Source organism: Erythrobacter sp. S158 (assembly GCF_057364915.1).
This window is the reverse complement of record NZ_CP200279.1, coordinates 586,351-608,484: the sequence shown is the minus strand read 5'-3', so window position 1 is coordinate 608,484 and position 22,134 is coordinate 586,351. Positions and strand designations below refer to the sequence as shown.

Genomic DNA, 22,134 nt, shown 5'->3' with positions numbered 1-22,134 from the left:
GGTCAAACCCCTTTACCTCTAACCCTTCCAGGACCAGGGCCAGTTAAGCCGTTTGTCCAATTGTCTGTAGCCAAACGGGCGCGGTGGCTCCTCGTTTCACCATTTCTCTAATCGTTTGGCTACCAATTCTAGAGTTCAGATCAAAGAATAGTGCGTTTGGCGATCAAGTGACGCGACATACGCAGTCTATCCAATCCAATTCTCAATCTTCGCAAATCTCAAGACAAACGCTGTCAGTGATTATTCGGACGAACTCTTAAACTTCCCTGAGAAATTCGGACCATGTTTCATGTCGCAGACGCCCTGCGGCTACGTAAATATGGGAGTCAAAGGTATGTCCGACGAATTCACAGCGCAGGAATTGCGCGAACTCGAAGCAGAACTGGGCGAACTCGCCGCCGACTTCGGTGACTTTGAAATGTCCGACGAAGATTCCGCCGGTGCGAGTTCCGGAGAATTGGGCGAACTGGAAGCGGAACTTAGCGGCACGGAACTCGAAGTGTTCGGCGCCGATGCCGGTGACGGCGACGTAATGTCGCTGAGCGCCATGGCCGAAAACGAAGCCGATGCGCTCTTTGTCGGACGGTTTCTCCGCAACAAGGTCAAGAAACTGATCCGCAAGCTCATCCGGCTTGTGAAGAAGTATCGCAAGCTCGCAAGCTGTGTGCCGAAGGTCACGGCTGCCGTCATTGCGTTCAAGCGCGGCAAATACGCCACTGCGCTTCGCCGAGCCTGGGCCGCTTACAGGTGCATCAGATCGAAGCTCTAGTTCGATCGGGGGATCTCACTGGCGGCGCCTCGCGGTGCCGGCCAGTGGCCCTCCCCAAACCAAACCTGTCGAAGAAGGGCTACCGCGATGCCTGAAGATCAGTCGATTACCACCGCGAACATCGATGAGCAGGTCGAGTTTCTCGACGCCTGGTACCGAGAGACCGCCGGCGGCGCCGAACGCGAACGACGCGCGGCGCTTGTCGCGCGGCTCGTCAAACAGATCGATGCGGCGCTGGAGACACTCGCAGAACTGGCCCCGCGGCCGAGTTGAGGAGCTCGCGAGGGATCAAACGGTAAGGGTCGCCTAGCCGCTTCCCTGCCGTTTGTCCCTGTACAAACATGTGAAGGTTGAAGGCGAGAACGAGGAGAAGCGACGTGGCCAACACCATCAAGCCGCGCAACCCAGTCTATCTGGTGAGCAACAAGAAGACGATGCCGCTCGACGGACAACCGATGAGCGAAGCGCAGATCAAGGAAGCGATTGAGCAGGTCATCTCGGTCACCCCGGCAGCCGAAGCCGATGAGGGAGACGAGATGGAAATCATGTCGGTGATCGCGCCGCCCGAAGGGAACGAACTGGCCCTCGCCGAAGAAGGCGAGCCGGATTCGACCATCGTCACAGCCAAGCTGACAGAGGCGGCAGCGGACAATCTGCGCAACCGCCATGCCAATCTTCTCGTTGAGCTCGACGAAGATATCGAGATGCTGGACACGGGCGGCTTGCTACGCATGCATGGGCTCACCACGATGGTCCCGCTCGATGCCGACAGCCTGCGCATCCGGATCAAGGTCGTGGACGCGGATGGCAAGGCGATCCCGAAAGCGCGCGTAAGCCTCGGCGGAGAGATGTGGTTCGACCAGGCGCTCACCGGCAATAACGGCGTTGCGGAACTCAATATGCTTGGCGAGACGCTGGAAAGCCTCAATTCGCTCACCATCAAGCCAGCAGCCGGTTTCTGGTCACGCACAATCGCGCGCCCAGACCTCGTTAGCGGCACCGGAGCCGCAGCGACCAACGTTATAACGCTGCTTTCGCTTGCCGAAGGGACTGGAGGCCTGCCGGGCTTTCCCGAAGAACAGGGCACCCCCTGGGGCATGCAGGATCTCAACGTCACCAACCATCCCGAAGACCCGCCGCTCGTGCGGCTGGCAATCATCGACAGCGGGATCGACAACGATCACCCCGACCTCGCTCATGCTACACGCGGCAAGGCCTTCGCGATCGGCGATGAACCTGATGATGACACGTTCAACCTCGACAGTTCAGGCCACGGGACACACGTTGCCGGGACCGCCGCCGGACAGGCAGCAAACGCATTCGGCGTGCAAGGCGTTGCGCCCGAAGCCGAGCTTCACGGCTTGCGCGTATTCCCGCAGGCCAAGATTTCAAAGCTCATCAAGGCTCTTCGGTACTGTCGCGAGAACGAGATCGACGTCGTCAATATGAGCCTTGGCATGGCCAGCCCCTCGCAATTGCTCAACGACGAGATCGATCGATGCTTTGAAAGCGGGGTCGTGATGATTGCCGCCGCTGGCAATTCGGGCGGGAAAGTGAACTACCCCGCGGCGTTCGACAATGTCATCGCGGTTGCCGCACTCGGTCGCGCCGACCGCTTCCCCGAGGACAGCACGAACAGCGCCGCCGTGACCGACGATACCGACCCTGATGACGTCTACTTCATCGCGCGCTTCTCCTGCCGCGGACCCGAAATTGATGTCGCGGCGCCAGGAGTGGGCGTCATCTCGACATATCCTTCGGATCATCCCGTGCCGTTCGCCGAGCTCAGCGGTACGTCGATGGCCAGTCCGCACGTCGCGGGCTTCACCGCAAGGCTGTTGCAACACAATGCCGAGCTTCGGGAGATCGCCCGCAACGATGCACGCTCCTCTGCCATTCGCGATGCGTTGTTCGAGGCCTGCAGGCCGCTGGGTGATGCACAGCTTTGGGGCAGAGGCATTCCCGACTGGTCGAAGCTCAACCTAGGTTCGGAGCCTTCAGCGCCCGACGCGGGTGGCAATGTCGACAGGCTCGTCGAAAAGCTGACCGATGCGCTCGATCTGGCAAAGGCGCTGACGTAAAAGCGGTGATCAAAGGTCCCGCACGCACGGCGTTGGCACCAGCCCTCTTACCACGAGTGCAACCGCAACCTGAGTGCGGTTCCTCACGCCAAGCTTGCGCTGCAACGCCTGGATTGAGAGCTTCACGCTTGCTTCGGACAGGTTGAGATCCCTTGCTATGACCTTGTTCGGATGCCCCTGCGCTACTTCAGTCCCGACGTGGCGTTCGCGATCGGTCAGTTTGGGATTGGATCGGGTATGCTCGAGATTGTCGCGCCGCCAGCCGTTCAGGGCTTCGCCCAGATTGTCAGGATAAACCCGGTGACCCGAGGCGACAAATTTGAGGGCGCAGCTCAAGGCTTTGATCGGGATCGAGGTCAGGAGGAAACCGTGGCAACCGATCGAGAAGCAATCCGCCAGACGAAACAGGTCGAACTTTTCTTCGAGCATCACGCACCGCAATTGCCCTGCTTCATCGCGCAAGGGTTTAAGCGCGCGCGCCAGAGGTCGCAGAGTCGACGGTGCTTCGGCCAGCACCACCAGCGGTTCATTGTTTTCGGAGAACGGGCAAAGCTCAAGCAGGTCTACCGAAGGAGCGACATCTGCGACCGTATGACCCAACCGCGACAAGCTGTCGGATAATGCAGTGCGATACAACGCATTCCTCAGCGCGAGGGCAACGACCATTTCCCCCCTCCAATGCACCCGTGGCTAAGTAATGCTGTTAGCACATTAAGCGACTTCCAGCCAGTGTAACTTATTGTTAGATCGCAATGATTATGACTTATTTGGACTTCGCGTTAACAGCCCCGAATACCTTCAAATCCCGTCTTTAAGCAAACTTACTCTCTAATGGTCTGTTTCTTATGTGCGAAAATCTCTAACTCAAACTAACCAACGTTTCGCTTCCAAGAAGATCGGCTAATGTTCTCGTTTCGATCCATGCGACAGCACGTTCTCTGCTTGCGTCGTAATTCGGCACGTTTGAGAATAGCGACACGCACAGCTTCTCGTGACGCGCTGCTGCAAATTACGTAGGGATCGGAAACTTGCGATCATTAATCGAGAGAAATGGCGGAGAGGGAGGGATTCGAACCCTCGGTACTCGTGAGAGCACAACGGTTTTCGAGACCGCCCCGTTCGACCACTCCGGCACCTCTCCGCATGTTGTTCGCGCTCTCGCTTCGCTGCTTGAGTGCTGTCAACGCCCTGTCTGCGCTGCCGCTTCGCTGAATTCTCGCGAAGGAAAGGCGCGTCGGCTTGGTCCTGCCGACGACAAGGAGCGCGCCCGTTAGCGCAGGCTCATGCGCTTGCCAACCCCTGATCGCGGCATTGGGGCGTCAAAATGCGGGCATATCTCGGTCGCAACCTTAGCAGGAAACTTGTTTTGCACGTGCGAAGGACCATATTCTGCAAGTTATGGAACGCGCTCACTTCTTTTCCAGCCAAGCGGGACGGACCATCAACGCTCCGCGCTCTTCACGCAGCCGGTTTGGTATTGGCGAAGTTGTTCGCCACCGCCTGTTCGATTTTCGCGGCGTTGTTTTCGATATCGACCCGGTCTTCGCCAACAGCGAGGAATGGTACGAATCGATACCCGAAGAAATCCGTCCTCCCCGCGACCAGCCATTCTACCACCTCCTCGCCGAGAACGAGGAGTCGAGCTATGTCGCCTATGTGAGCCAGGGCAATCTCGTTGCTGACCCCAGCGGTGGGCCGATCGACCATCCTACCGTCCCCCAGCTGTTCGAGCAGTTCAAGGACGGGCGCTATCGGATGCGGCGCAGCCTCACGCATTGATGCCCCGCGGCTGGCTGGGCCATCGCCGGGCTAGCTCTTAAGCTTCCAGCCGGTGCGCAGGACAGCATAGACCGCAAAAGCGATTACGAGATTAAAGACCGCGATGCCGATGGCGGCCATCGTGACGGCGCTCGCTTCTCCGATATCGCTTTGCCCGAGGAAGCCATAGCGGAAGCCCGAGATCACGTAGAAGAACGGGTTCGCACGGCTCACAGCCTGGAAAGCGGGCGCGAGGTTGTCGATGACGTAGAACGTGCCCGACAGCAGCGAGAGGGGCGCAATCACGAAATTGGTAATCGCGGCGTTGTGGTCGAACTTCTCGGCCCAGATCGAGGTCGCAAGACCAAGCAGCGCCAGCATCACAGCTCCCATCAGCCCAAACCAGATCACCGCCCAAATGTGTGTCACGGCCAGAGAAACGCCCGGCCAAAGCGCCATCGCGAGCGCAACCGTGCAGCCCACAGCGATCGCCCGCGTGACAGCAGCCGCCACGATCCCGCCCATCAGCTCTCCGGGAGAAAGCGGCGGCATCAGTAGGTCGATAATCGTCCCTTGGATCTTGCCCGAGAGCAGTGAGAAGGACGAATTAGCAAATGCGTTCTGCATCATGCCCATCACGATCAGGCCCGGTGCGACAAAGCTTGCAAACTCCACACCCAGCACCTCGCGGCCTCCACGGCCCAGCGCGACGGTGAAGATTATCAAAAACAGCAGCGTCGTGACCGCTGGCGCCCAGATCGTCTGCGTCTGGACCTTGAGAAACCGGCGCACCTCCTTCATATAGAGCGCGAAAAGACCCACGCGGTTGATGCCGGTTATCACCGGGACACCGCGCTCCGGGAAGTTTCGCGGACGATTGGGGTTTGCTGAAAGCTCGTCTGTCATGGGAAAGGTCGCCTACGGCCTCTGGCAAGATGTGACAAGCAACCTATCTAGGCCTCGACGACAAGGTCGGGCACGACAGGAACGGATGTTTTATGAGTTGGACTGACGAGCGCATCGCAACGCTCAAGAAAATGTGGGAAGGCGGATCGACCGCCAGCCAGATTGCAGAAGAATTGGGCGGCGTCAGCCGTAATGCAGTGATCGGCAAGGCACACCGCCTTGGCCTGAAATCGCGCCCGTCACCGGTGAAGGCGAACGAAAAGAAGAAGGCTGCGGCCAAAAAAGCGGCTCCCAAACCCGCGCCAAAGAAGACGGCGAGCAAACCGGCGGCGAAGCCCGCCGCTAAGCCCGAGCCCAAGGCCGACGCTCCGGCAGCCGAAGTCGAGAGCGAAGCCTCCAGCGCGAAGGCAGCAGATCCCAAGTCCACAAATTCGCAAGCCATCCCCAATCCCACGCCAAACCTGCCGAAGATCGTCTCGGTCGGCCCCGGCGGCTTTTTGCGACAGGGCCCCGGCGACCAGCAGGCACCGATCCCGCCCGCACCGCCGCGTCGCCTCGTGCCCGCCAAGCCGAGCCCCGAGATCGCGGACAAGACCAGCCTGCTTGACCTGTCGGACAAGGTTTGCCGCTGGCCGATGGGCCATCCGGGTGAGCCTGATTTCCATTTCTGCGGCGAAGCGGTGAACCCCGGCTTCCCCTATTGCGTCGAACATTGCGGCCGCGCTTATCAGGCACAGCTGCCTCGCGGTGCGCGCCGTCCCCCGCCGCCGCTTCCGTTTGGCGGCCCGCGGGTCCGCTAACAATCACAGTCACGTGAGGCCCGGCAGCGCACCAAGCGCCGCCGGGCCTTTCTGTTTTCAGTAAGGAACAGCCCATGCCGCTCACTCTTCACGCAGCTTTTGTCCCGAGCGCACTCCAGATGCTTGGCACCGCATCGCATCTTCTCGACAAGACCGAGGGCTGGTGTGCGAAACGCGAATGCGATCATTCGGCGATCCTGAGCGCGCAGCTGATCGATGACATGCTGCCCTTCACATATCAGATCAAAAGCGTCGCCGAGCATACGGCAGGCGCCGTTTCAGCTGTGCGCGAAGGACTGGCGACGCCTGACCTCAATCCTCCGCCCGCCACGTTTGACGCGCTGCGCGAGAAGCTTGCCGGTGCGAAAGCGCTTCTGAAAGGCCTCGACGAAGACGAGATGGAAAGCTGGATCGGGCGCGACATGCGCTTCGAGTTCAAGGACACGCGGCTTGCTTTCACGGCTGAGGATTTCCTGCTGAGTTTTGCCCAACCCAACTTCTATTTCCATTGCAGCGCCGCTTACTCCATCGCGCGTCACCTTGGCGTTGAGATCGGCAAAATGGATTTCATGGGCCGCGTGCGGGCGCAGCAGGGATAAGGCGAATGAAGTTTACGAACGTTCGGATCGCGGCCTTTGCTCTCGCGCTGAGTGCCCCGGCCTACACAGCACAGGCTCAATTGCCTGAACCTGTGCGCGCAATGATCGATGCGGCCATAGCCACCGGCGACGAAGAGAAAGTGCGCACCGTCATCGAGCTCGCTCGCACTACCAATCCCGATGACGCGGTCGAGCTCGACACAATCCTGGCAAGCTTCGAAACCAACCTCGCCGCTGCCGAGGCCGAAGCTGCAGCGCTTGAAAAGCAGGAAATCCGCAGCGCCGGACTGTTCGAGAACTGGAGTGGGCGCGGTGAATTGGGCGCTTTCAACTCGACCGGCAATGCGTCGAACACCGGCATCACCGCATCGCTCGGCCTGACGCGCGAAGGCATCAATTGGCGCCACAAGCTGCGCGCCAGGGCCGACTATCAGCGCAACAATGGCGTCACAACGCGCGAACAATTTCTTGCCGCCTACGAGCCCAACCTGAAGCTCAGCGACCGCTTATTCGCGTTTGCGCTGGCACAATATGAGCGTGACCGCTTCCAGGGCTTCTCAGGACGCTACTCGCTTTCAGGCGGTCTCGGTTACGAGGTCATCGACGAAGACGATATGACGCTGTCCGTGCAGGCAGGCCCGGCTTATCGCCGCACCGAATTCGTAGGCGGCGGAAGCACCAGCAATCTTGCAGGCCTCGGCAGTCTCGACTTCGACTGGCAGCTGGCTGAGAGCATCGCATTTACTCAGGACGCGAGCGCTTTCATCCAATCCGGTAGCAGCACCTTTATCTCGGACACCGGACTTCAAGCGGCGCTGGTGGACAATGTAAAAGTGCGCCTGTCTTACACGGTGGAGCATGACACCGACCCACCAGCAGGCGCGGTCAAGACCGATACTCTGAGCCGGATAACCCTGATCTACGATTTCTGATCGCAGCTCAGACCTCTTCGCCAAACTCGGCCAGCGAACGTAGGTATTCGATATCGCGTACGCTCAAAGTGCGCCCGTCGCGCGCAATGATCCCCTGGCTTTCCCATTCGGACAGCAAGCGACTGACATTCTCGCGCGCCAAACCGGCAAATGCACCAAGATCGCTTTGGCTCGGATTGTAGAGCAAGCCGCCGTCGTTCCGGTCCTTGTCGATGAGGCGAACCAGCGCTCGGGCAAGTCGCGGCCCCATCGAGAAAGTACGGTCGCTTTCGATGATAAGGTTTTGTTGCCGCACCCGCTGCGCAAGCTCGCGCATGATCCGGGCCACTGATGTTGGGTTCGAGGATACGGCCTCAAGGAATTGCTTCGAAGGCAGCAGCAGAACGCTCGATTCCACGACAGCGGTTGCAGTCGCAGTCCGCGGTTCGCTGTCGAGCAGAGCGATCTCGCCGATCACTTCACCCGGCGAGCAATAGCTGAGAATGATCTCGCGACCGCTCGCGCTCACAAAGCTGATCTTGAGCCCGCCTGACAGGACGTAAACCGCATAGTCGCCGTCCTCGTCGCCCTGATTGATAACAATGTCGTCGGGCTTCAGATCCTTGCGAGTGGCGTTCTTGAGCAGCGCTTCGATCTGTTCGGGCTCAAGCGCCATCAGGAGGCTGTCGGGGGCCAGATTGGCCATCATCTCGTTCAATGATTCCATCACGTTTTCCCACCATGCGAATCTGACGAGCTCACGCGAGCTTTCGTGCGTGCTCGCTCACAAGCCTTGGTCTCAAAACCACTGATTGCAAAGGACTTTGATCTCGGCTGTCCCAAAAATGGTTAATTTGTGACGACCATCACAGACCGATCGTGAGAGAGGGCTTAGACACGGCTTTAGCAATGGGGTTCTGGGAGCGACCCGAGCGGAGGGCTGTCCCCTACCGCCGACTTGGCCCACACTTCGGGGGGAGTGTGGGCCATTTTCATTTCGCACGAAATTCCTCGCAGGCTCAGCGTACCTTGCGCCCAAACCAGATAGTGTGATGCGCGCCCTTGTTGTTCGGGCGGGAACGCACCCCTTTTTCCTCAACCGCAAAACCAGCCTCCTTCAGCCGGCGGCGAAAGGCAGGATCGGGCGCTGCCGACCAGACTGAAACGATCCCTCCGGGCTTCAGCGCATCGCGCGCCTTGCCGAGACCGGTTCTCGAATAGATGCGATTGTTGTCCGCCCGCACCAACCCGTCGGGACCGTTGTCGACATCGAGCATGATGGCGTCGAATTTTTCGCATGTCCCGTCATTGGCATCGTCGATGAGCGCCGCGACATCGCAGATCTTGAGGTCAAGACGCGGGTCGGAGAGGGTCTCGCCGGTGAGGTCCTTCATCGGGCCTTTCGCCCATTCGACGATCTTGTGCGAGATTTCGCCGACAACGATTTCGGCCCCCTCGCCCAGCCGCTCACGCGCGGCGCGGTAGGTGAAGCCCATGCCGTAGCCGCCGATCAGGACGCGCGGCGAATCATTGTCGAGGCGGTCGAGCGTCATCTCGGCAAGTTGCTCTTCAGAGAACCGCATGCGCGTGCTCATGAGCTCGTTGCGCCCCAGCACGATCATGAAATCGCGCCCGTGGCTGAAAAGTTCGAGAGTCTCGCCGTCTTCGATTTCGGCCGTGTCGATGAGTTCGCGTTTTAGCATTGATATCTCTTACCCAAAAGGAAGGCCCGCCGAAATCGCTTCCGGCGGGCCATCTTGTGTTCGGTTTGCCCGAAAGACTTAGTCCTTCAGGAAGTCCGGCATCGCCGCAGGGCCGTCATTTCCGCCCCCGTCGCGATTGCCGCCGCCATCACGGCGCGGGCCGCGACCGCCACGGCCACCGCGGCGATCGCCGCCCCTATCGCCTCTGGGGCCACCCTTGCCACCGCGATCACCGCGCGGTTCGCGCGGCGGGCGGGTGTCTTCGAGCTCTTCGCCGGTTTCCTGGTCAACGACGCGCATCGACAGGCGGACCTTGCCGCGATTGTCGATCTCGAGGACCTTGACCTTCACTTCCTGGCCTTCGGAGACAACATCGGTCGGCTTCTCAACGCGCTCGTTCTTCATTTCGGAGACGTGGACGAGACCGTCCTTGCCGCCCATGAAGTTCACGAATGCACCGAAGTCCACGATGTTGACGACCTTGCCGGTGTAAATCTTGCCGACTTCGGCTTCCTCGACGATGCCTTCGATCCACTTCTTCGCGGCTTCGATTTCATCGGCGTTGGACGAGCTGATCTTGATCGTGCCCTCGTCGTCGATGTCGACCTTGGCGCCGGTTTCAGCCACGATCTCGCGGATCACCTTGCCGCCCGTGCCGATGACGTCACGGATCTTCGACTTGTCGATCTGCATCGTCTCGATACGCGGTGCGTGCTTGGAAACCTCGGTGCGGGCACCGGTCAGGGCCTTCGCCATTTCACCCAGGATGTGCGCGCGGCCAGCTTTCGCCTGCTCGAGCGCCTGAGTCATGATTTCCTGCGTAATGCCGGCAACCTTGATATCCATCTGAAGGCTGGTGATGCCCTCTTCCGAGCCTGCAACCTTGAAGTCCATGTCGCCAAGGTGATCTTCGTCACCCAGGATGTCGGAGAGAACCGCGAAGTCCTCGCCTTCAAGGATCAGGCCCATCGCGATACCCGAAACCGGGCGCGCAAGCGGAACGCCCGCATCCATCATCGACAGCGCGCCGCCACAAACGGTCGCCATCGAGGACGAACCGTTGGACTCGGTGATGTCGGACAGGACGCGGATCGTGTACGGGAATTCCTCTGCATCGGGCAGAACCGGACGCAGCGCGCGGAAAGCGAGCTTGCCGTGGCCGGTTTCGCGGCGGCTGGTGAAGCCGAAGCGACCCACTTCGCCGACCGAATAAGGCGGGAAGTTATAGTGCAGCATGAAGTTGCTGTAGCTGAGGCCTTCGAGACCATCGATCATCTGCTCGGCGTCCTTGGTGCCGAGCGTGGTGGTGCAGATCGCCTGCGTTTCACCGCGGGTGAACAGCGCCGAACCGTGAGTGCGCGGCAGCAGGCCGACCATAGCCTCAATCGGACGAACCTGATCGAGCTTACGACCGTCGATACGCGTGCCGTCCTTGAGGATCGAGCCGCGAACGATTTCGCTCTCAAGCTTCTTAACGAGCTTTAGCGTGCCGAGATATTCTGCCGGATCGCTTTCGGCGAGGTCAGCAAATGCTTCGCGCGCCTTTTCGCGTGCTGCGTTCACAGCATCCTGACGGGCCGACTTGTCGGTGATCTTGTAAGCGGCTTCGAGGTCTGAACCGATGGCTGCGCGAAGCTTGTCCATTTTGGCGGTCTTGTCTTCGACCGGGTCCAGTTCCCAAGGAGCTTTCGCGGCCTGTTCGGCAAGCTCAATGATCGCGCCGATGACCTTGCGGCTTTCCTCGTGTGCGAACATCACAGCGCCGAGCATTTCTTCCTCGGTCAGTTCTTTCGCTTCGGATTCGACCATCATCACCGCGTCCTGCGTTGCAGCGACAACGAGGTCGAGGCGGCCATCTTCACCGAGCGCATCAGCGACGGTCGGGTTGAGGACATATTCGCCATCATTGGTGAAGCCGACGCGTGCTGCGCCGATTGGGCCCATGAACGGAACGCCCGAAATGGTCAGAGCAGCCGACGCCGCGATCATCGCGACAATGTCAGGCTCGGTTTCGCCGTCATAGGACAGGACCTGAGCAATGACGTTGATTTCGTTGTAGAAACCTTCGGGGAAAAGCGGGCGGCACGGACGGTCGATCAGACGCGAGGTAAGCGTCTCTTTTTCCGTCGCGCGGCCTTCGCGCTTGAAAAAGCCGCCGGGAATACGGCCGGCAGCGGAGAATTTTTCCTGATAGTGAACGGTCAGCGGGAAAAAGTCCTGACCTTCCTTGACGCTCTTGGCTGCGGTGACCGCGCAAAGAACAACAGTTTCGCCATAGGTGGCGAGGACCGCGCCGTCAGCCTGACGGGCAATACGGCCGGTTTCCAGAGTGAGGGTTTTTCCGCCCCACTCCAGCGATACGGTTTTCGTGTCGAACATGGATTTTCCTTCTGAACCCGCACAGCCACATTGCATGCGCGGGGCCTACTTGTGCCGGGTGTACCGTCCCGGTCCGGTGTGGGGCTTGGTTTGCGAATGCCCCAAGGCTGGATCACCGAATTGTGATCGCGGCCCCTTTTTACAGGAAGAGCGGTCTGACGTGAATCGTCGCCGTTGATCCCTCCCCAGATGCGAGAAAGGCGACCCGTGAGAGCCGCCTTCCCGAAACTCTTACTTACGCAGACCCAGCTTCTGGATCAGGGCGTTGTAGCGCTCGACATCCTTCTTCTTGAGGTATGCGAGCAGATTGCGGCGCTTGTTGACCATCATGAGCAGACCGCGACGCGAGTGGTTGTCCTTGTGGTTGGACTTGAAGTGCTCGGTCAGGTTCTTGATGCGCTCGGTAAGGATCGCGACCTGGACTTCCGGCGAACCGGTGTCGCCCTTGGCCTGTGCGTTGTCCTTGATGATTTCAGCTTTACGTTCGGGTGCTACCGACATGTATTTCTCTTTCTACTCAGCGACATCGGGAAGGTTGAACCCCCTCACCACTCTCGCGATGCCATCCGAAATTTCCATCAGCGCCACCGGCACACTGTCCAGCATCGCACAATAGAGCCCGGATGATTGGGGCATTCCAGACAGGACCCGGCCTTGTCGGACCGCCTGCGCGTCTGTCTGGGTGAGGTTGAGGGCCGGGATGTCGTCCAGCCCTGCCTCTAACGGCAGGAGGAGATCTTCAAGGGCAGCGCCATTAGAGACTTCGTTGAGTTTGTCCAGCGAAATCGCCTGTTCCTGAAGGAACGGCCCGGCCTTGGTGCGACGTAGATAGGTAACGTGCCCGCAGGTTCCAAGAGCGCGTGCGATATCGCGTGCAAGGCTGCGGATGTATGTGCCCTTGGAAACATGCGCGGTGAGAGTGATTTCGTCCCGTTCATGCGGGCCATCGGCAATGGTGAGCGAATGGATCGTCAAAGCGCGGGTCTTGAGGCTCACTTCCTCCCCTGCCCGTGCAAGATCGTAGGCACGCTTGCCGTCGACCTTCAGCGCGGAATAGGCGGGCGGAACCTGCTCGATCGGTCCGGTGAACTGCGGCAGCACGGCTTCAATCTCCGGCAGGCCTGGCCGTACGTCACTGCGCTCGATCACCTCGCCTTCGGTATCTAGCGTGTCGGTCTCCACCCCGAACTTCACGGTGAAGTCGTAGATCTTGCTCGCATCGAGCATGCGGCCAGCAAGCTTGGTCGCTTCACCCAGCGCAATCGGAAGCACGCCTTCAGCCAGCGGGTCGAGCGTGCCTCCGTGCCCCACCTTGGTTTTGGCATAGCCGCCTTCGCGCAAATTGCGCTTCACAGCCCCCACCGCCTGCGTCGAGCCAAGCTCGCGCGGCTTGTCGAGGATGATCCATCCGTGGGGTGCAGGCTTTGTTTCGCTCATCGCGCTCCCGCTAGGCGATCAGATGACAAGCCTCAAGCGGTGCTCGCTGCAAGGCTGTCGCTGGCCTCTTCGGTGTCCTCACCGCCCAGCGAAAATTGCGGCGTCGCGCCGAACACCAGCTTGTTGACGACCAGCGCGGTTACAATCGACAGGATCAGCGTCGCAAACATGCCGTGGATGTAGTGCGCAGGTTCCCACACCATGCTCCAGAAGCCATAGAACGCGACGCCCGTCACCACCCCGATCATCGCCGCGCCCGCCTTCACGTTTTTGAACATGAGGCACACGACAAAAGCGGAGAGGATCGGCATGGAGAGCAGGCCGTAAAGCTGCTGCACCGTGTTGATGAGGCTTTCTTGGCTTGCAAAGAACGGCACGAGGGCGAGCGCAAGCACGCTCATCACAATCGACACCGCCGCGCCAAGCTTTCCGACCCGCGTGACGTCGCCGATATACGCCTCGTGCAAGTCGCAAACATACAGCGCGGCGCTCGCGTTCAGGATCGAGTTGAAACTGGTGAGGATCGCAGCGGCAATGGCCGCGGCAAAGGCTCCGGAAAGCCAGATCGGCAGTACCTCACCCACGATCCGCCCATAAGCGACGTCTCCGACATCGCCGAACAACTTGTAGGAGACGATGCCGGGCACCACCACGATGATCGGCACGATGAGCAAGCGTATGCCGGCTGCAACCACGACGCCCTTTTGAGCCTCGCGAATGTTGGGCGCAGCCATGGCGCGCTGGGTGATCGTCTGGTTGGTTGACCAGTAGAAGGTCTGGATGAAGATCATGCCGGTGAGCAGTGTGTGCCAAGGGATCGGGCTGTCATTGTCACCCACCAGCGTCAGGCGCTCTGCCGGAATGCCGGTCAAGTCGAAGTCAATGGCTTGCAGCGCCAGAAACACGACCAGCAGCGCAAGGCTCAGAACCAGCACGCCGGAATAGGTGTCCGATACGGCCACAGCGCGCAGTCCCCCGAAGATCGCGTAAGCGGCTCCAACGGCGGCAAGCACGACAGCGCTCACCATGATCGTGCCGAGATCGGTCGGCAGCCCCGCCAGCGAGAGCAGGAACAGCGAACCGCCATAGAGGATCGCAGGCAGAAAGATGAACAGGTTGCCGAACAGGAACAGCACGCTGATGAGTGCGCGAATGTGTTTGTCGCCGTACTTCTTCTGCAAAAGCTCGGTCGTCGTCGTGCAGTTGTTCTTGTAGTAAACAGGCAGGAAGACATAAGCGAGGATGAACAGCCCCGCGACTGCCGCAAATTCCCACCATGCGAGGAGCACCATCTGGTTGCCGTTCATGCCGACAAGCTGGTCGGTCGACAGGTTCGTAAGCGTGATCGAGCCTGCCACGAAATACCAGGCAAGACCCCCGTTCGCGAGGAAGTAGTCGCGCTCATCCTGCGGCCCTGCGCCGCGCTTGCCGCGACAATGCAGGTAGGTTGCGAGCGCAATCAGCGCGGTGATGACCAAAAATACCGCGACCTGGGTGGTGCTCATGTCGACTGTTCTCTCCGCAATTCCGCTTCTTCGTCGCGGATTTGGGTTGTCCTATAACAGTCGGTGCCGCATGGCGATCCTCGATGAGCAGGCCTGTTGATGACAATGCTGCATGGTTCGAACTTCGCGCGGGCGGGACGCTGGTCGCGTTCGAGGCTGCGGTCGGCGAGCGGGCCCATATTGTCTATGCGGGGCCCGATATCGTCGGAGCTTCCACTGCTGAACTCGCCTTGCTCGCAACCCGCCAGCACGCGCCGGGAGGACCCGCGGAGCACCAGCGCGGGTCGCTGCTTCACACGATCGGGACAGGCATTTCGGGTCCGGCGGGGTTGATCGGGCATCGCGGCGGCAAGGACTGGGCTGTCGACTTGAGGGTCGTATCCGTGGATACGCACGGTCCAGCCTCGCTCTCCATCCGATGTGAGCATGCAAATAGCAGCCTTTCGAGCACCCACCGCTTCGCCCTCGACACCATTACTGGCCTCCTGACGACAAGCACCGAGATCACAAACAATGCCAGCGAGCCCTTCGAGCTCGAGTGGTGTGCGGCTCTTTGCCTGCCCTTCGACCAGCGCCTGTCCCGCTACCTCAGCTTCACAGGCCGCTGGGCAAACGAGTTTCAGGTCGAGGAAGTCCCAGCCTTCCAAGGCAGCATCGTGCGCGAGAACAAGGCCGGGCGCACCAGCCACGATGTTTACCCTGGCGGCATCCTCGCGGCCGAGAGAACCGGCGAGACAAGCGGCCTCGCGCTCGGTTTCCACCTCGCTTGGAGCGGCAACCACCGCCAGCGCATCGACCGCCACAGCGACGGGCGCGGTTTCGTGCAGATGGGGGAGATGTTCTTCCCCGGCGAAATGAGGTTGGCCGAGGGCGAGAGTTACCGCACGCCGGACATGCTCGCCGCGTGGTCGATGGATGGCCTGAACGGCGTCAGCCACGCCTTCCACGATCACCTGCAAGAAAAGCTATTAGACAAACGAGCCTTCGCGAAGCCGCGCCAGATCCACTACAACACGTGGGAAGCGGTCTATTTCAACCATGATGAAGCGACGCTCCTCGAACTCGCTGAGCGAGCGGCTGACGTCGGAGCAGAACGCTTCGTCCTCGACGATGGCTGGTTCGGCTCGCGCCGCAATGACGCTGCGGGCCTTAGCGATTGGTGGGTCTCGACTGACGTCTATCCGAACGGTCTTCACCCGATCGCCAATCGCGTGCGCGAGCTCGGGATGGAGTTCGGTCTTTGGTTCGAACCGGAAATGGTCAACCCCGACAGCGACCTCTACCGCGCGCATTCCGACTGGGTGCTAGGGGTCGATGGCGTCGAGCCTATCGCATCGCGCAATCAGTTGACGCTCGACCTCACCAATCCGGCTGTTACCGAGTATCTTTTCGAGCGCATCAACGCGCTCGTGGAGGAATACGACATCGCCTACATCAAGTGGGACATGAACCGCGACGCGCAGCACCCGGCGAGCGGCGGACGCGCGGTTATGCACCGGCAGACGCGGGCCGTTTACGCCTTGATTGAGCGACTTCGCACGGCGCATCCGGCTCTGGAAATCGAAAGCTGTTCGTCGGGCGGCGCTCGCGCGGATCTCGGCATTTTGCGCCACGCCGACCGCGTCTGGACGTCGGACAATAACGATGCGCGTCATCGCCATTCGATCATGCGCGGCGCGTCACATTTCCTCCCGCTTCGCGTGCTAGGTAACCATGTCGGGCCTAAGACCTGTCACATCACCGGGCGCCGTTTCTCGATGGCCTTTCGGGTCGCAAGCGCGATCTTCGGCCACATGGGCATGGAACTCGACCTGAGGCGCGAGAACGAGCGCGATATCGATGTGCTGAAAACGGGAATTGCGCTTCACAAAGAGCATCGCGACCTGATCCACTCGGGCCGATTCTGGCGCGGCGAGAGCGCGCCCAACACCAACCTTGTCGGCTGCGTGGCCAAGGATGCAGGCGAGGCGTTGTTCGCCTTCACCGTGCTGGACCTCGAAACCGCGACCTTGCCTGCGCGCATTATCTTCCCCGGCCTAGATCCAGCGAAGAGCTACCGCATCAAGCTCGCTTGGCCGCCGCACAATCCCTCGATCTCATCGCCATCGATCATTGACGCGGCCGACCTTCAAGGAGAGGGAACCGTAGTATCCGGCGCGGTGCTGACCACCTATGGTATTCAACCGCCGCTGACCCATCCTGACACCTGCCTCATCTATCACCTCAAGTCCTGCGAGTAAGCGACTCTTATGGAAACAGATTTCGATCTTCTGGTGGTCGGCGGCGGCATCAATGGCGCAGGCATCGCGCGCGATGCGGCTGGGCGCGGGCTGAAGGTCTGCCTCGTCGAAAAGGACGACCTCGCGCAGCATACTTCAAGCGCCTCGACCAAGCTGGTGCATGGGGGTTTGCGCTATCTCGAGCATTACGAATTCCGGTTAGTCCGCGAGAGCCTGATCGAGCGCGAGCGGCTGCTCAAGATGGCACCGCATATCATCTGGCCGCTTCGCTTCGTGTTGCCGCATGACAAGGGACTGCGGCCCAAGTGGATGCTGCGCCTTGGTCTGTTTCTTTATGACAATCTGGGCGGTCGCAAACTCCTCCCGCCCACGCGCAATGTCGACCTGCGCCAATCCCCGCATGCGGACGTCCTCGAAGAACGCCTTACGCATGGCTTCGAATATTCCGACTGCTGGGTCGAAGACTCGCGTCTCGTCGTGCTCAATTGCATGGACGCGAAGGAACGCGGCGCGTCGATCCGCACGCGCACCGAATGCATCGGGCTGACACGCGGGGATGCGCATTGGACCGCGAGATTGCGCAGCGAAAGCAGCGAGGAAACACTCACCGCAAGGATGGTCGTCAACGCCGCCGGCCCCTGGGTCGACACAGTGCTTGGCCGCGCCATTCCGGGCGAAACCCATGCCAATCTGCGTCTTGTAAAGGGCAGCCACCTGATCTTCCCGAAGCTGTACGATGGCGAGCATTGTTACATCTTCCAGAACAAGGACGACCGAATCATCTTCGCGATCCCCTATGAGCGCGACTTTACGCTCGTCGGGACCACTGACGTGCTGTTCACCGGCGACCCGTCGGACATCGACATCAGCGCTGACGAGGCCGACTACATTTGCAAGGCCGCCAACGAGTATCTTCGCACCGACGTCTCGCCCGACCAAGCCGTCGCCAGCTATGCCGGGGTGCGCCCGCTTTACGAGGACAAGGCCGCGTCGAATTCCACCGTCACGCGCGATTACCAATTCGAGCTCGAGGAGGACGGGCCAAAGCTGCTCTCGATCTTCGGAGGTAAGTTGACAACTTATCGCAAGCTTGCCGAACATGCGCTTGAAAGAATTGGGATAGATGGCGGATCTTGGACTGCGGACGCAGTTCTGCCGGGCGGCGAGATCGACCCGATCTATTTCGACCGGTTCGTGGGAGATCAAGCGGCGATCTTCCCGTGGCTTGATGAGAAGACGGTTCTGCGCCTCGCGCGAGCTTATGGAACGCGCATGATCGACCTCTTGGGCGATGCGCAGGGGATCAACGACCTTGGCGAGCACCTTGGCGGCGATCTTTATGCGAGCGAGCTTGAATATCTGGTCGAGCACGAATTCGCTGCAACCGCCGAAGATGTGCTCAAGCGCCGCTCGAAACTCTACCTTCACATCGACGACGCCGCGCAGGCGAAAGTGGCGCGCTGGTTCGATGCCCGCAAGGTGACTGCGTGAGCGACAATGTTGCCCTCAAACGCGCGCTTGGCGGGCCGCTCCATCGGCGCGATCACCGCAAGGCCGATGGGCGCATGCTGCACCTTTATGGCCGCACGCCGCACACCCTTCCGATCGTGTCGGAGAGCTACGAAGACATCGCGCAAGGCGGCGAACTTCGCCGCCACCCTTTGCGGCAGGAATGGAACGTGTACGCCGCGCATCGGCAGAACCGGACCTTCAAGCCATCGGCAGCCGAGGACCCGCTCGCTCCCACCCTCCCCGGCGGTCCCGAAACCGAAATCCCCTTCGCGGACTTCGAATGCGCCGTGTTCGAGAACAAGTTTGCCGCCTATCATTCCGGCGCGAGCGAAGCGGCCGTCATCGATGGGGTCGAGACCGAGCCTGCGCTGGGCGCATGCGACGTGGTCGTCTATGCGCCCGAGGCGGAAGGCAGCCTGCACACGATTGGATCGGACCGGAGGCAGGTGCTCATCGGCGCATTGCTTGATCGATACGACACGCACTTCGCCAATGGCTGCGATTACGTCCTGCCGTTTGAAAACCGCGGCGACGAGGTGGGCGTCACGCTCCACCACCCGCACGGGCAAATCTACGGCTTCAACCGCATACCCGAAGTGCAGGCCCGCGCCGTCGATGCCTTTGCAAGTGGCTATGACCTTGCTGCCGAGATCGAAGCGGCGATGCCCGATTACGGCCTCGGCACCGAGGGCGGCATGGCGGCCTTCGTGCCGCGTTTCGCTCGCTTTCCATATGAAACATGGATCGCCCCTCAGACACGCCGCGCAGGGCCATGGGATTGCACCAATGAAGAGCTTGGCGCGCTGTCATATTGGCTTGGCGAATTGACCCGGCGCTACGACGCTTTGTTCGAAGGACCCGCGGCAACCATGATGGCATTCCACGCCGCGCCCAATCCGGACCGCTGCAACGGGGCCACGAACTACCACTTCACCGTGCAATTCTATCCGCTGCTGCGCGCGCCAGGGCGGATCAAGTATCTTGCCTCTGTCGAACAGCACACGGGCACCTTCACCGTCGACGTGATGCCCGAAAGCGCGGCCAAGGCCCTGCGCGAACAGGCCGGATCGTGAGCGCCACATTCACCGCACGCGCGCCGGGCCGCGTCAACCTGATCGGCGAGCACACCGACTATAATGGCGGCTGGGTGCTGCCCGTTGCCTTGTCGGTCGGGATCGAGGTGACGTTGGCCCCGCGAAGCGACAGCTCGGTGGCGGTGAGCTCGCTCAACTACGACGCGCCCGCCATGCGTGAGCTTTCCGACGATGCGGAGGGCGAATGGTCGGACCCATGCGTCGGAGCATTGCGCGAGGCGAACGCACTCGGCTTGCTGAAAGGGGGCGCGGCGCTCGACGTGACCTCAAGCGTTCCCGAAGGATCGGGTTTGTCCTCCAGCGCGGCCCTGATCGTCGCGATCCTCAAGGCTGCGCGGGAAGCGGCTGGGAGCGACCTGAGCGACGTAGACCTCGCTATCGCAGCACGGCGGGTCGAGAACGAGTATATGGGCGTACCGTGCGGCATCATGGACCAGATGGCAGTCGCCCTGGCCTCAACCGGAAGCGCGATGGCGCTCGACACAAAGTCACTGGACTGGGAAATCCTGCCGCTGCCAGCGGGGCATGAGATGGTGGTCGTGCACTCCGGTCTGACCCGTAAGCTGACGGACGGACGCTACGGCGCCCGAAAGGCCGAATGCGATGCGGCCAAACGCCATTTTGGCACCGAAGACCTATGCCTGCTCGATCAAGCCGAAGTCGAGAGCGCCAATATCGACGAAGTGCCTAAGCGCCGCGCGCTTCATTGCGTGACCGAGCACCAGCGCACGCTCGCGGCGGCTAAGGCGCTGCGCGATGGCGATGTCGCTCGGCTTGGGCAATTGATGAATGAAAGCCATGTCTCGATGCGCGACCTGTTCGAAATGTCGCTGCCCGAGATCGACACGCTGGTGGAAACTGCTCAAGGCCTCGGTGCAATTGGCGCGCGCTTGACCGGTGGCGGCTTTGGCGGATGCATCGTCGCCTGCATCCCCGCAAGCGAGCGCGGCGTCTGGATGGCCGAACTGCTCAAGCGTCACCCTCAGGCGCGCTTTATCGACGCAGCCAGCGCGGCCTAGAAAAAGCCGGGATTGTATCCGAACAGGCCGAACAGGAAGACGAAGGCCGCATCGACCAACGGCAGGATCGTGACCTCAAGCCAGCCAGTGCCGAAAATCCAGCTGTAGGCGATCACTCCGACGATCAGCAGAACGCCCACGCTCTGCAACCGCATCCAGTGGCGACGCAGACGATCTGGCAAGAGCCCGCCAACGATGTGCGAACCGTCGAACGGTGGGATCGGCAACAGGTTGAAGAGGCCCAGGAACAGGTTGATCAGCACGAAATAGAGTAGCGCGGTTTCCGCTGTCAGCGCTTCGCCAACCGCGTCAGCGACAAAGACCAGTCCGCCCGGCCCTTCGACCAGCCCCACACCCTGTCCGAAACTTGCGAGGAGAAACGCGCTTAGGGTCGCGAGCACGAAGTTGATCCCCGGCCCCGCGGCGGCGACCGCCATCATGCCGAAGCGCGGGTTGTCGAGCCGCCGCTGGTTGACCGGCACCGGCTTCGCCCAGCCGAACGGCGGGCCGCCCAAGAGCAACAACCCGCCCGGCACAAGCAGTGTGCCGATGGGATCCACATGCTTGATCGGATTGAGCGTCAGCCGCCCGCGCTCACTGGCGGTCGGATCGCCAAGCGCCTTGGCTGCGTAGCCGTGCGCAACTTCGTGGAAGACAATCGCAATGACGATGCAAGGGATGACCATCGCTGCGAAGACAAGGTTGTCGTACATGGCCCCCATATGGGGCGGCGCACGAAGCTTCGCTAGTCTGCGCCGACCACGCCAGTCTTGAGCGCCTTGCTGAAATGCTTGCGGCACAAGGCGAGATAGCGGTCGTTTCCGCCGATCTCGGTCTGGGCGCCTTCGCTGACAGGGGTGCCGTCCTCCATGACGCGCAGGTTCATGCTCGCCTTTCGCCCGCAATGGCACACCGCTTTCAGCTCGACGAGCGCATCGGCGATGCCAAGCAGCGCTGCGGAGCCGGGAAACAGCTTGCCGAGGAAGTCTGTTCGGATGCCGTAGCACAGCACAGGAATGCCCTTTTCGTCGGCCAGCGCGGCAAGTTGCCAGACCTGTTCCTCGGTCAGAAATTGCGCCTCGTCGAGCAGCACGCAGTCGAGCGGCGTGTCCTCATGCGCCGCGCTGATCGCAGCGAGCAGGTCGGTCTGAGGGGTGTAAAGATGCGCGCCTGCCTCAAGCCCGATCCGGCTGCGCACCATGCCTTCGCTGCGCGTATCCAGCGCCGCAGTCCACAGCATCGTTCGCATCCCGCGCTCGCGGTAGTTGAAGTCGGCCTGAAGCAGCGTGGTCGATTTTCCGGCATTCATGCTGGAATAGTAGAAATAGAGCTTTGCCATCACCGCCGAGCCTAGCGAGCGTGCTCGAAGCGCACCAGAATGTCCCCCGCGCAAGGCTGTTGATTAATCCCTGTGACAGCCA

General features: G+C 60.8%; 21 protein-coding genes and 1 tRNA gene. 11 read left to right on the top strand and 11 right to left on the bottom strand.

Going from position 1 to position 22,134, the window contains the following annotated elements:
* The first annotated feature begins 334 nt into the window (after nucleotides 1-334).
* From AC0V6T_RS03040 to AC0V6T_RS03030, 3 genes are all read left to right on the top strand, one after another.
* Nucleotides 335-769 carry a hypothetical protein gene (locus tag AC0V6T_RS03040; protein ID WP_007164891.1) on the top strand — a complete coding sequence of 145 codons (435 nt, stop codon included), beginning with the start codon at nucleotides 335-337 and terminating at the stop codon, nucleotides 767-769.
* Between the two features lie 87 nt (nucleotides 770-856).
* On the top strand, nucleotides 857-1,042 hold the full coding sequence (locus AC0V6T_RS03035; RefSeq protein WP_007164892.1) for a hypothetical protein: 186 nt from the start codon (nucleotides 857-859) through the stop codon (nucleotides 1,040-1,042).
* A 104-nt stretch (nucleotides 1,043-1,146) separates the two neighbouring features.
* Nucleotides 1,147-2,850: a S8 family peptidase gene (locus AC0V6T_RS03030; protein ID WP_486124205.1), complete on the top strand. Its 1,704-nt coding sequence runs from the start codon at nucleotides 1,147-1,149 to the stop codon at nucleotides 2,848-2,850.
* Between the two features lie 9 nt (nucleotides 2,851-2,859).
* On the opposite strand, the gene AC0V6T_RS03025 is transcribed toward AC0V6T_RS03030, so the two are convergent.
* Both AC0V6T_RS03025 and AC0V6T_RS03020 read right to left on the bottom strand, forming a co-directional pair.
* Entirely contained in the window at nucleotides 2,860-3,516 is a 657-nt protein-coding gene (locus tag AC0V6T_RS03025; protein WP_486124203.1) for a LuxR C-terminal-related transcriptional regulator, read from the bottom strand.
* Between the two features lie 385 nt (nucleotides 3,517-3,901).
* Nucleotides 3,902-3,991, bottom strand: a tRNA-Ser gene (locus AC0V6T_RS03020).
* A gap of 257 nt (nucleotides 3,992-4,248) precedes the next feature.
* Between AC0V6T_RS03020 and hspQ the strand changes: the two genes are divergently transcribed.
* A complete protein-coding gene (gene hspQ, locus AC0V6T_RS03015; RefSeq protein ID WP_111993115.1) occupies nucleotides 4,249-4,629 on the top strand; it encodes a heat shock protein HspQ in 381 nt (126 codons plus the stop codon).
* Between the two features lie 30 nt (nucleotides 4,630-4,659).
* On the opposite strand, the gene AC0V6T_RS03010 is transcribed toward hspQ, so the two are convergent.
* Entirely contained in the window at nucleotides 4,660-5,514 is an 855-nt protein-coding gene (locus tag AC0V6T_RS03010) for an ABC transporter permease (protein WP_486124201.1), read from the bottom strand.
* Nucleotides 5,515-5,606: 92 nt separating this feature from the next.
* Between AC0V6T_RS03010 and AC0V6T_RS03005 the strand changes: the two genes are divergently transcribed.
* The 3 genes from AC0V6T_RS03005 to AC0V6T_RS02995 all read left to right on the top strand — a co-directional run bounded on the left by AC0V6T_RS03005 (nucleotide 5,607) and on the right by AC0V6T_RS02995 (nucleotide 7,845).
* A complete protein-coding gene (locus AC0V6T_RS03005) occupies nucleotides 5,607-6,314 on the top strand; it encodes a GcrA family cell cycle regulator (protein WP_486124199.1) in 708 nt (235 codons plus the stop codon).
* 74 nt (nucleotides 6,315-6,388) lie between these two features.
* Nucleotides 6,389-6,913 (top strand): DUF1993 domain-containing protein, encoded by a 525-nt coding sequence (locus tag AC0V6T_RS03000; RefSeq protein ID WP_486124197.1) that lies wholly within the window; start codon nucleotides 6,389-6,391, stop codon nucleotides 6,911-6,913.
* Nucleotides 6,914-6,918: 5 nt separating this feature from the next.
* Entirely contained in the window at nucleotides 6,919-7,845 is a 927-nt protein-coding gene (locus AC0V6T_RS02995) for a DUF481 domain-containing protein (RefSeq protein WP_486124195.1), read from the top strand.
* Nucleotides 7,846-7,852: 7 nt separating this feature from the next.
* Here the strand turns inward: AC0V6T_RS02995 and AC0V6T_RS02990 are convergent, their stop codons facing one another.
* From AC0V6T_RS02990 to AC0V6T_RS02965, 6 genes are all read right to left on the bottom strand, one after another.
* Nucleotides 7,853-8,551 (bottom strand): Crp/Fnr family transcriptional regulator, encoded by a 699-nt coding sequence (locus AC0V6T_RS02990; protein WP_486124193.1) that lies wholly within the window; start codon nucleotides 8,549-8,551, stop codon nucleotides 7,853-7,855.
* Between the two features lie 292 nt (nucleotides 8,552-8,843).
* Nucleotides 8,844-9,527, bottom strand: a complete 684-nt coding sequence (locus tag AC0V6T_RS02985) for an MnmC family methyltransferase (protein WP_486124191.1) — start codon at nucleotides 9,525-9,527, stop codon at nucleotides 8,844-8,846.
* A 78-nt stretch (nucleotides 9,528-9,605) separates the two neighbouring features.
* Entirely contained in the window at nucleotides 9,606-11,906 is a 2,301-nt protein-coding gene (pnp, locus tag AC0V6T_RS02980) for a polyribonucleotide nucleotidyltransferase (RefSeq protein ID WP_486124189.1), read from the bottom strand.
* 231 nt (nucleotides 11,907-12,137) lie between these two features.
* On the bottom strand, nucleotides 12,138-12,407 hold the full coding sequence (rpsO, locus tag AC0V6T_RS02975) for a 30S ribosomal protein S15 (RefSeq protein WP_007164903.1): 270 nt from the start codon (nucleotides 12,405-12,407) through the stop codon (nucleotides 12,138-12,140).
* Nucleotides 12,408-12,419: 12 nt separating this feature from the next.
* The gene (gene truB, locus AC0V6T_RS02970) at nucleotides 12,420-13,343 is read right to left on the bottom strand and encodes a tRNA pseudouridine(55) synthase TruB (protein WP_486124187.1); all 924 of its coding nucleotides are present in this window, start codon (nucleotides 13,341-13,343) and stop codon (nucleotides 12,420-12,422) included.
* A gap of 32 nt (nucleotides 13,344-13,375) precedes the next feature.
* Nucleotides 13,376-14,848, bottom strand: a complete 1,473-nt coding sequence (locus AC0V6T_RS02965; RefSeq protein WP_486124185.1) for an SLC5 family protein — start codon at nucleotides 14,846-14,848, stop codon at nucleotides 13,376-13,378.
* Nucleotides 14,849-14,931: 83 nt separating this feature from the next.
* Between AC0V6T_RS02965 and AC0V6T_RS02960 the strand changes: the two genes are divergently transcribed.
* The 4 genes from AC0V6T_RS02960 to galK are packed head-to-tail and all read left to right on the top strand — an operon-like array spanning nucleotide 14,932 to nucleotide 20,713.
* Complete coding sequence (locus AC0V6T_RS02960) at nucleotides 14,932-17,088, top strand: alpha-galactosidase (protein WP_486124184.1); 2,157 nt, start codon at nucleotides 14,932-14,934, stop codon at nucleotides 17,086-17,088.
* A gap of 9 nt (nucleotides 17,089-17,097) precedes the next feature.
* The gene (gene glpD, locus AC0V6T_RS02955; protein ID WP_486124182.1) at nucleotides 17,098-18,579 is read left to right on the top strand and encodes a glycerol-3-phosphate dehydrogenase; all 1,482 of its coding nucleotides are present in this window, start codon (nucleotides 17,098-17,100) and stop codon (nucleotides 18,577-18,579) included.
* A complete protein-coding gene (locus AC0V6T_RS02950; RefSeq protein WP_486124180.1) occupies nucleotides 18,576-19,673 on the top strand; it encodes a galactose-1-phosphate uridylyltransferase in 1,098 nt (365 codons plus the stop codon). Before glpD ends, AC0V6T_RS02950 begins: the two co-directional genes overlap by 4 nt.
* On the top strand, nucleotides 19,670-20,713 hold the full coding sequence (galK, locus tag AC0V6T_RS02945) for a galactokinase (protein ID WP_486124178.1): 1,044 nt from the start codon (nucleotides 19,670-19,672) through the stop codon (nucleotides 20,711-20,713). The genes AC0V6T_RS02950 and galK overlap by 4 nt, the downstream gene beginning before the upstream one ends.
* Here the strand turns inward: galK and AC0V6T_RS02940 are convergent.
* Complete coding sequence (locus tag AC0V6T_RS02940) at nucleotides 20,710-21,426, bottom strand: site-2 protease family protein (protein ID WP_486124176.1); 717 nt, start codon at nucleotides 21,424-21,426, stop codon at nucleotides 20,710-20,712. The genes galK and AC0V6T_RS02940 overlap by 4 nt on opposite strands.
* Before the next feature lie 32 nt (nucleotides 21,427-21,458).
* Complete coding sequence (locus tag AC0V6T_RS02935; protein WP_007164911.1) at nucleotides 21,459-22,052, bottom strand: thymidine kinase; 594 nt, start codon at nucleotides 22,050-22,052, stop codon at nucleotides 21,459-21,461.
* Between the last annotated feature and the right edge of the window lie 82 nt (nucleotides 22,053-22,134).

Bases quoted from the DNA above. Each gene is read 5' to 3' on its own strand.
- AC0V6T_RS02940 (WP_486124176.1), bottom strand. From the start codon at position 21,426: ATGTACGACAACCTTGTCTTCGCAGCGATGGTCATCCCTTGCATCGTC.
- AC0V6T_RS02995 (WP_486124195.1), top strand. From the start codon at position 6,919: ATGAAGTTTACGAACGTTCGGATCGCGGCCTTTGCTCTCGCGCTGAGT.
- AC0V6T_RS03000 (WP_486124197.1), top strand. From the start codon at position 6,389: ATGCCGCTCACTCTTCACGCAGCTTTTGTCCCGAGCGCACTCCAGATG.
- rpsO (WP_007164903.1), bottom strand. From the start codon at position 12,407: ATGTCGGTAGCACCCGAACGTAAAGCTGAAATCATCAAGGACAACGCA.
- AC0V6T_RS02985 (WP_486124191.1), bottom strand. From the start codon at position 9,527: ATGCTAAAACGCGAACTCATCGACACGGCCGAAATCGAAGACGGCGAG.
- AC0V6T_RS02960 (WP_486124184.1), top strand. From the start codon at position 14,932: ATGAGCAGGCCTGTTGATGACAATGCTGCATGGTTCGAACTTCGCGCG.
- glpD (WP_486124182.1), top strand. From the start codon at position 17,098: ATGGAAACAGATTTCGATCTTCTGGTGGTCGGCGGCGGCATCAATGGC.
- AC0V6T_RS03035 (WP_007164892.1), top strand. From the start codon at position 857: ATGCCTGAAGATCAGTCGATTACCACCGCGAACATCGATGAGCAGGTC.
- AC0V6T_RS02965 (WP_486124185.1), bottom strand. From the start codon at position 14,848: ATGAGCACCACCCAGGTCGCGGTATTTTTGGTCATCACCGCGCTGATT.
- AC0V6T_RS02935 (WP_007164911.1), bottom strand. From the start codon at position 22,052: ATGGCAAAGCTCTATTTCTACTATTCCAGCATGAATGCCGGAAAATCG.
- AC0V6T_RS03025 (WP_486124203.1), bottom strand. From the start codon at position 3,516: ATGGTCGTTGCCCTCGCGCTGAGGAATGCGTTGTATCGCACTGCATTA.
- AC0V6T_RS03040 (WP_007164891.1), top strand. From the start codon at position 335: ATGTCCGACGAATTCACAGCGCAGGAATTGCGCGAACTCGAAGCAGAA.
- hspQ (WP_111993115.1), top strand. From the start codon at position 4,249: ATGGAACGCGCTCACTTCTTTTCCAGCCAAGCGGGACGGACCATCAAC.
- AC0V6T_RS03005 (WP_486124199.1), top strand. From the start codon at position 5,607: ATGAGTTGGACTGACGAGCGCATCGCAACGCTCAAGAAAATGTGGGAA.
- AC0V6T_RS03010 (WP_486124201.1), bottom strand. From the start codon at position 5,514: ATGACAGACGAGCTTTCAGCAAACCCCAATCGTCCGCGAAACTTCCCG.
- pnp (WP_486124189.1), bottom strand. From the start codon at position 11,906: ATGTTCGACACGAAAACCGTATCGCTGGAGTGGGGCGGAAAAACCCTC.
- truB (WP_486124187.1), bottom strand. From the start codon at position 13,343: ATGAGCGAAACAAAGCCTGCACCCCACGGATGGATCATCCTCGACAAG.
- AC0V6T_RS02990 (WP_486124193.1), bottom strand. From the start codon at position 8,551: ATGGAATCATTGAACGAGATGATGGCCAATCTGGCCCCCGACAGCCTC.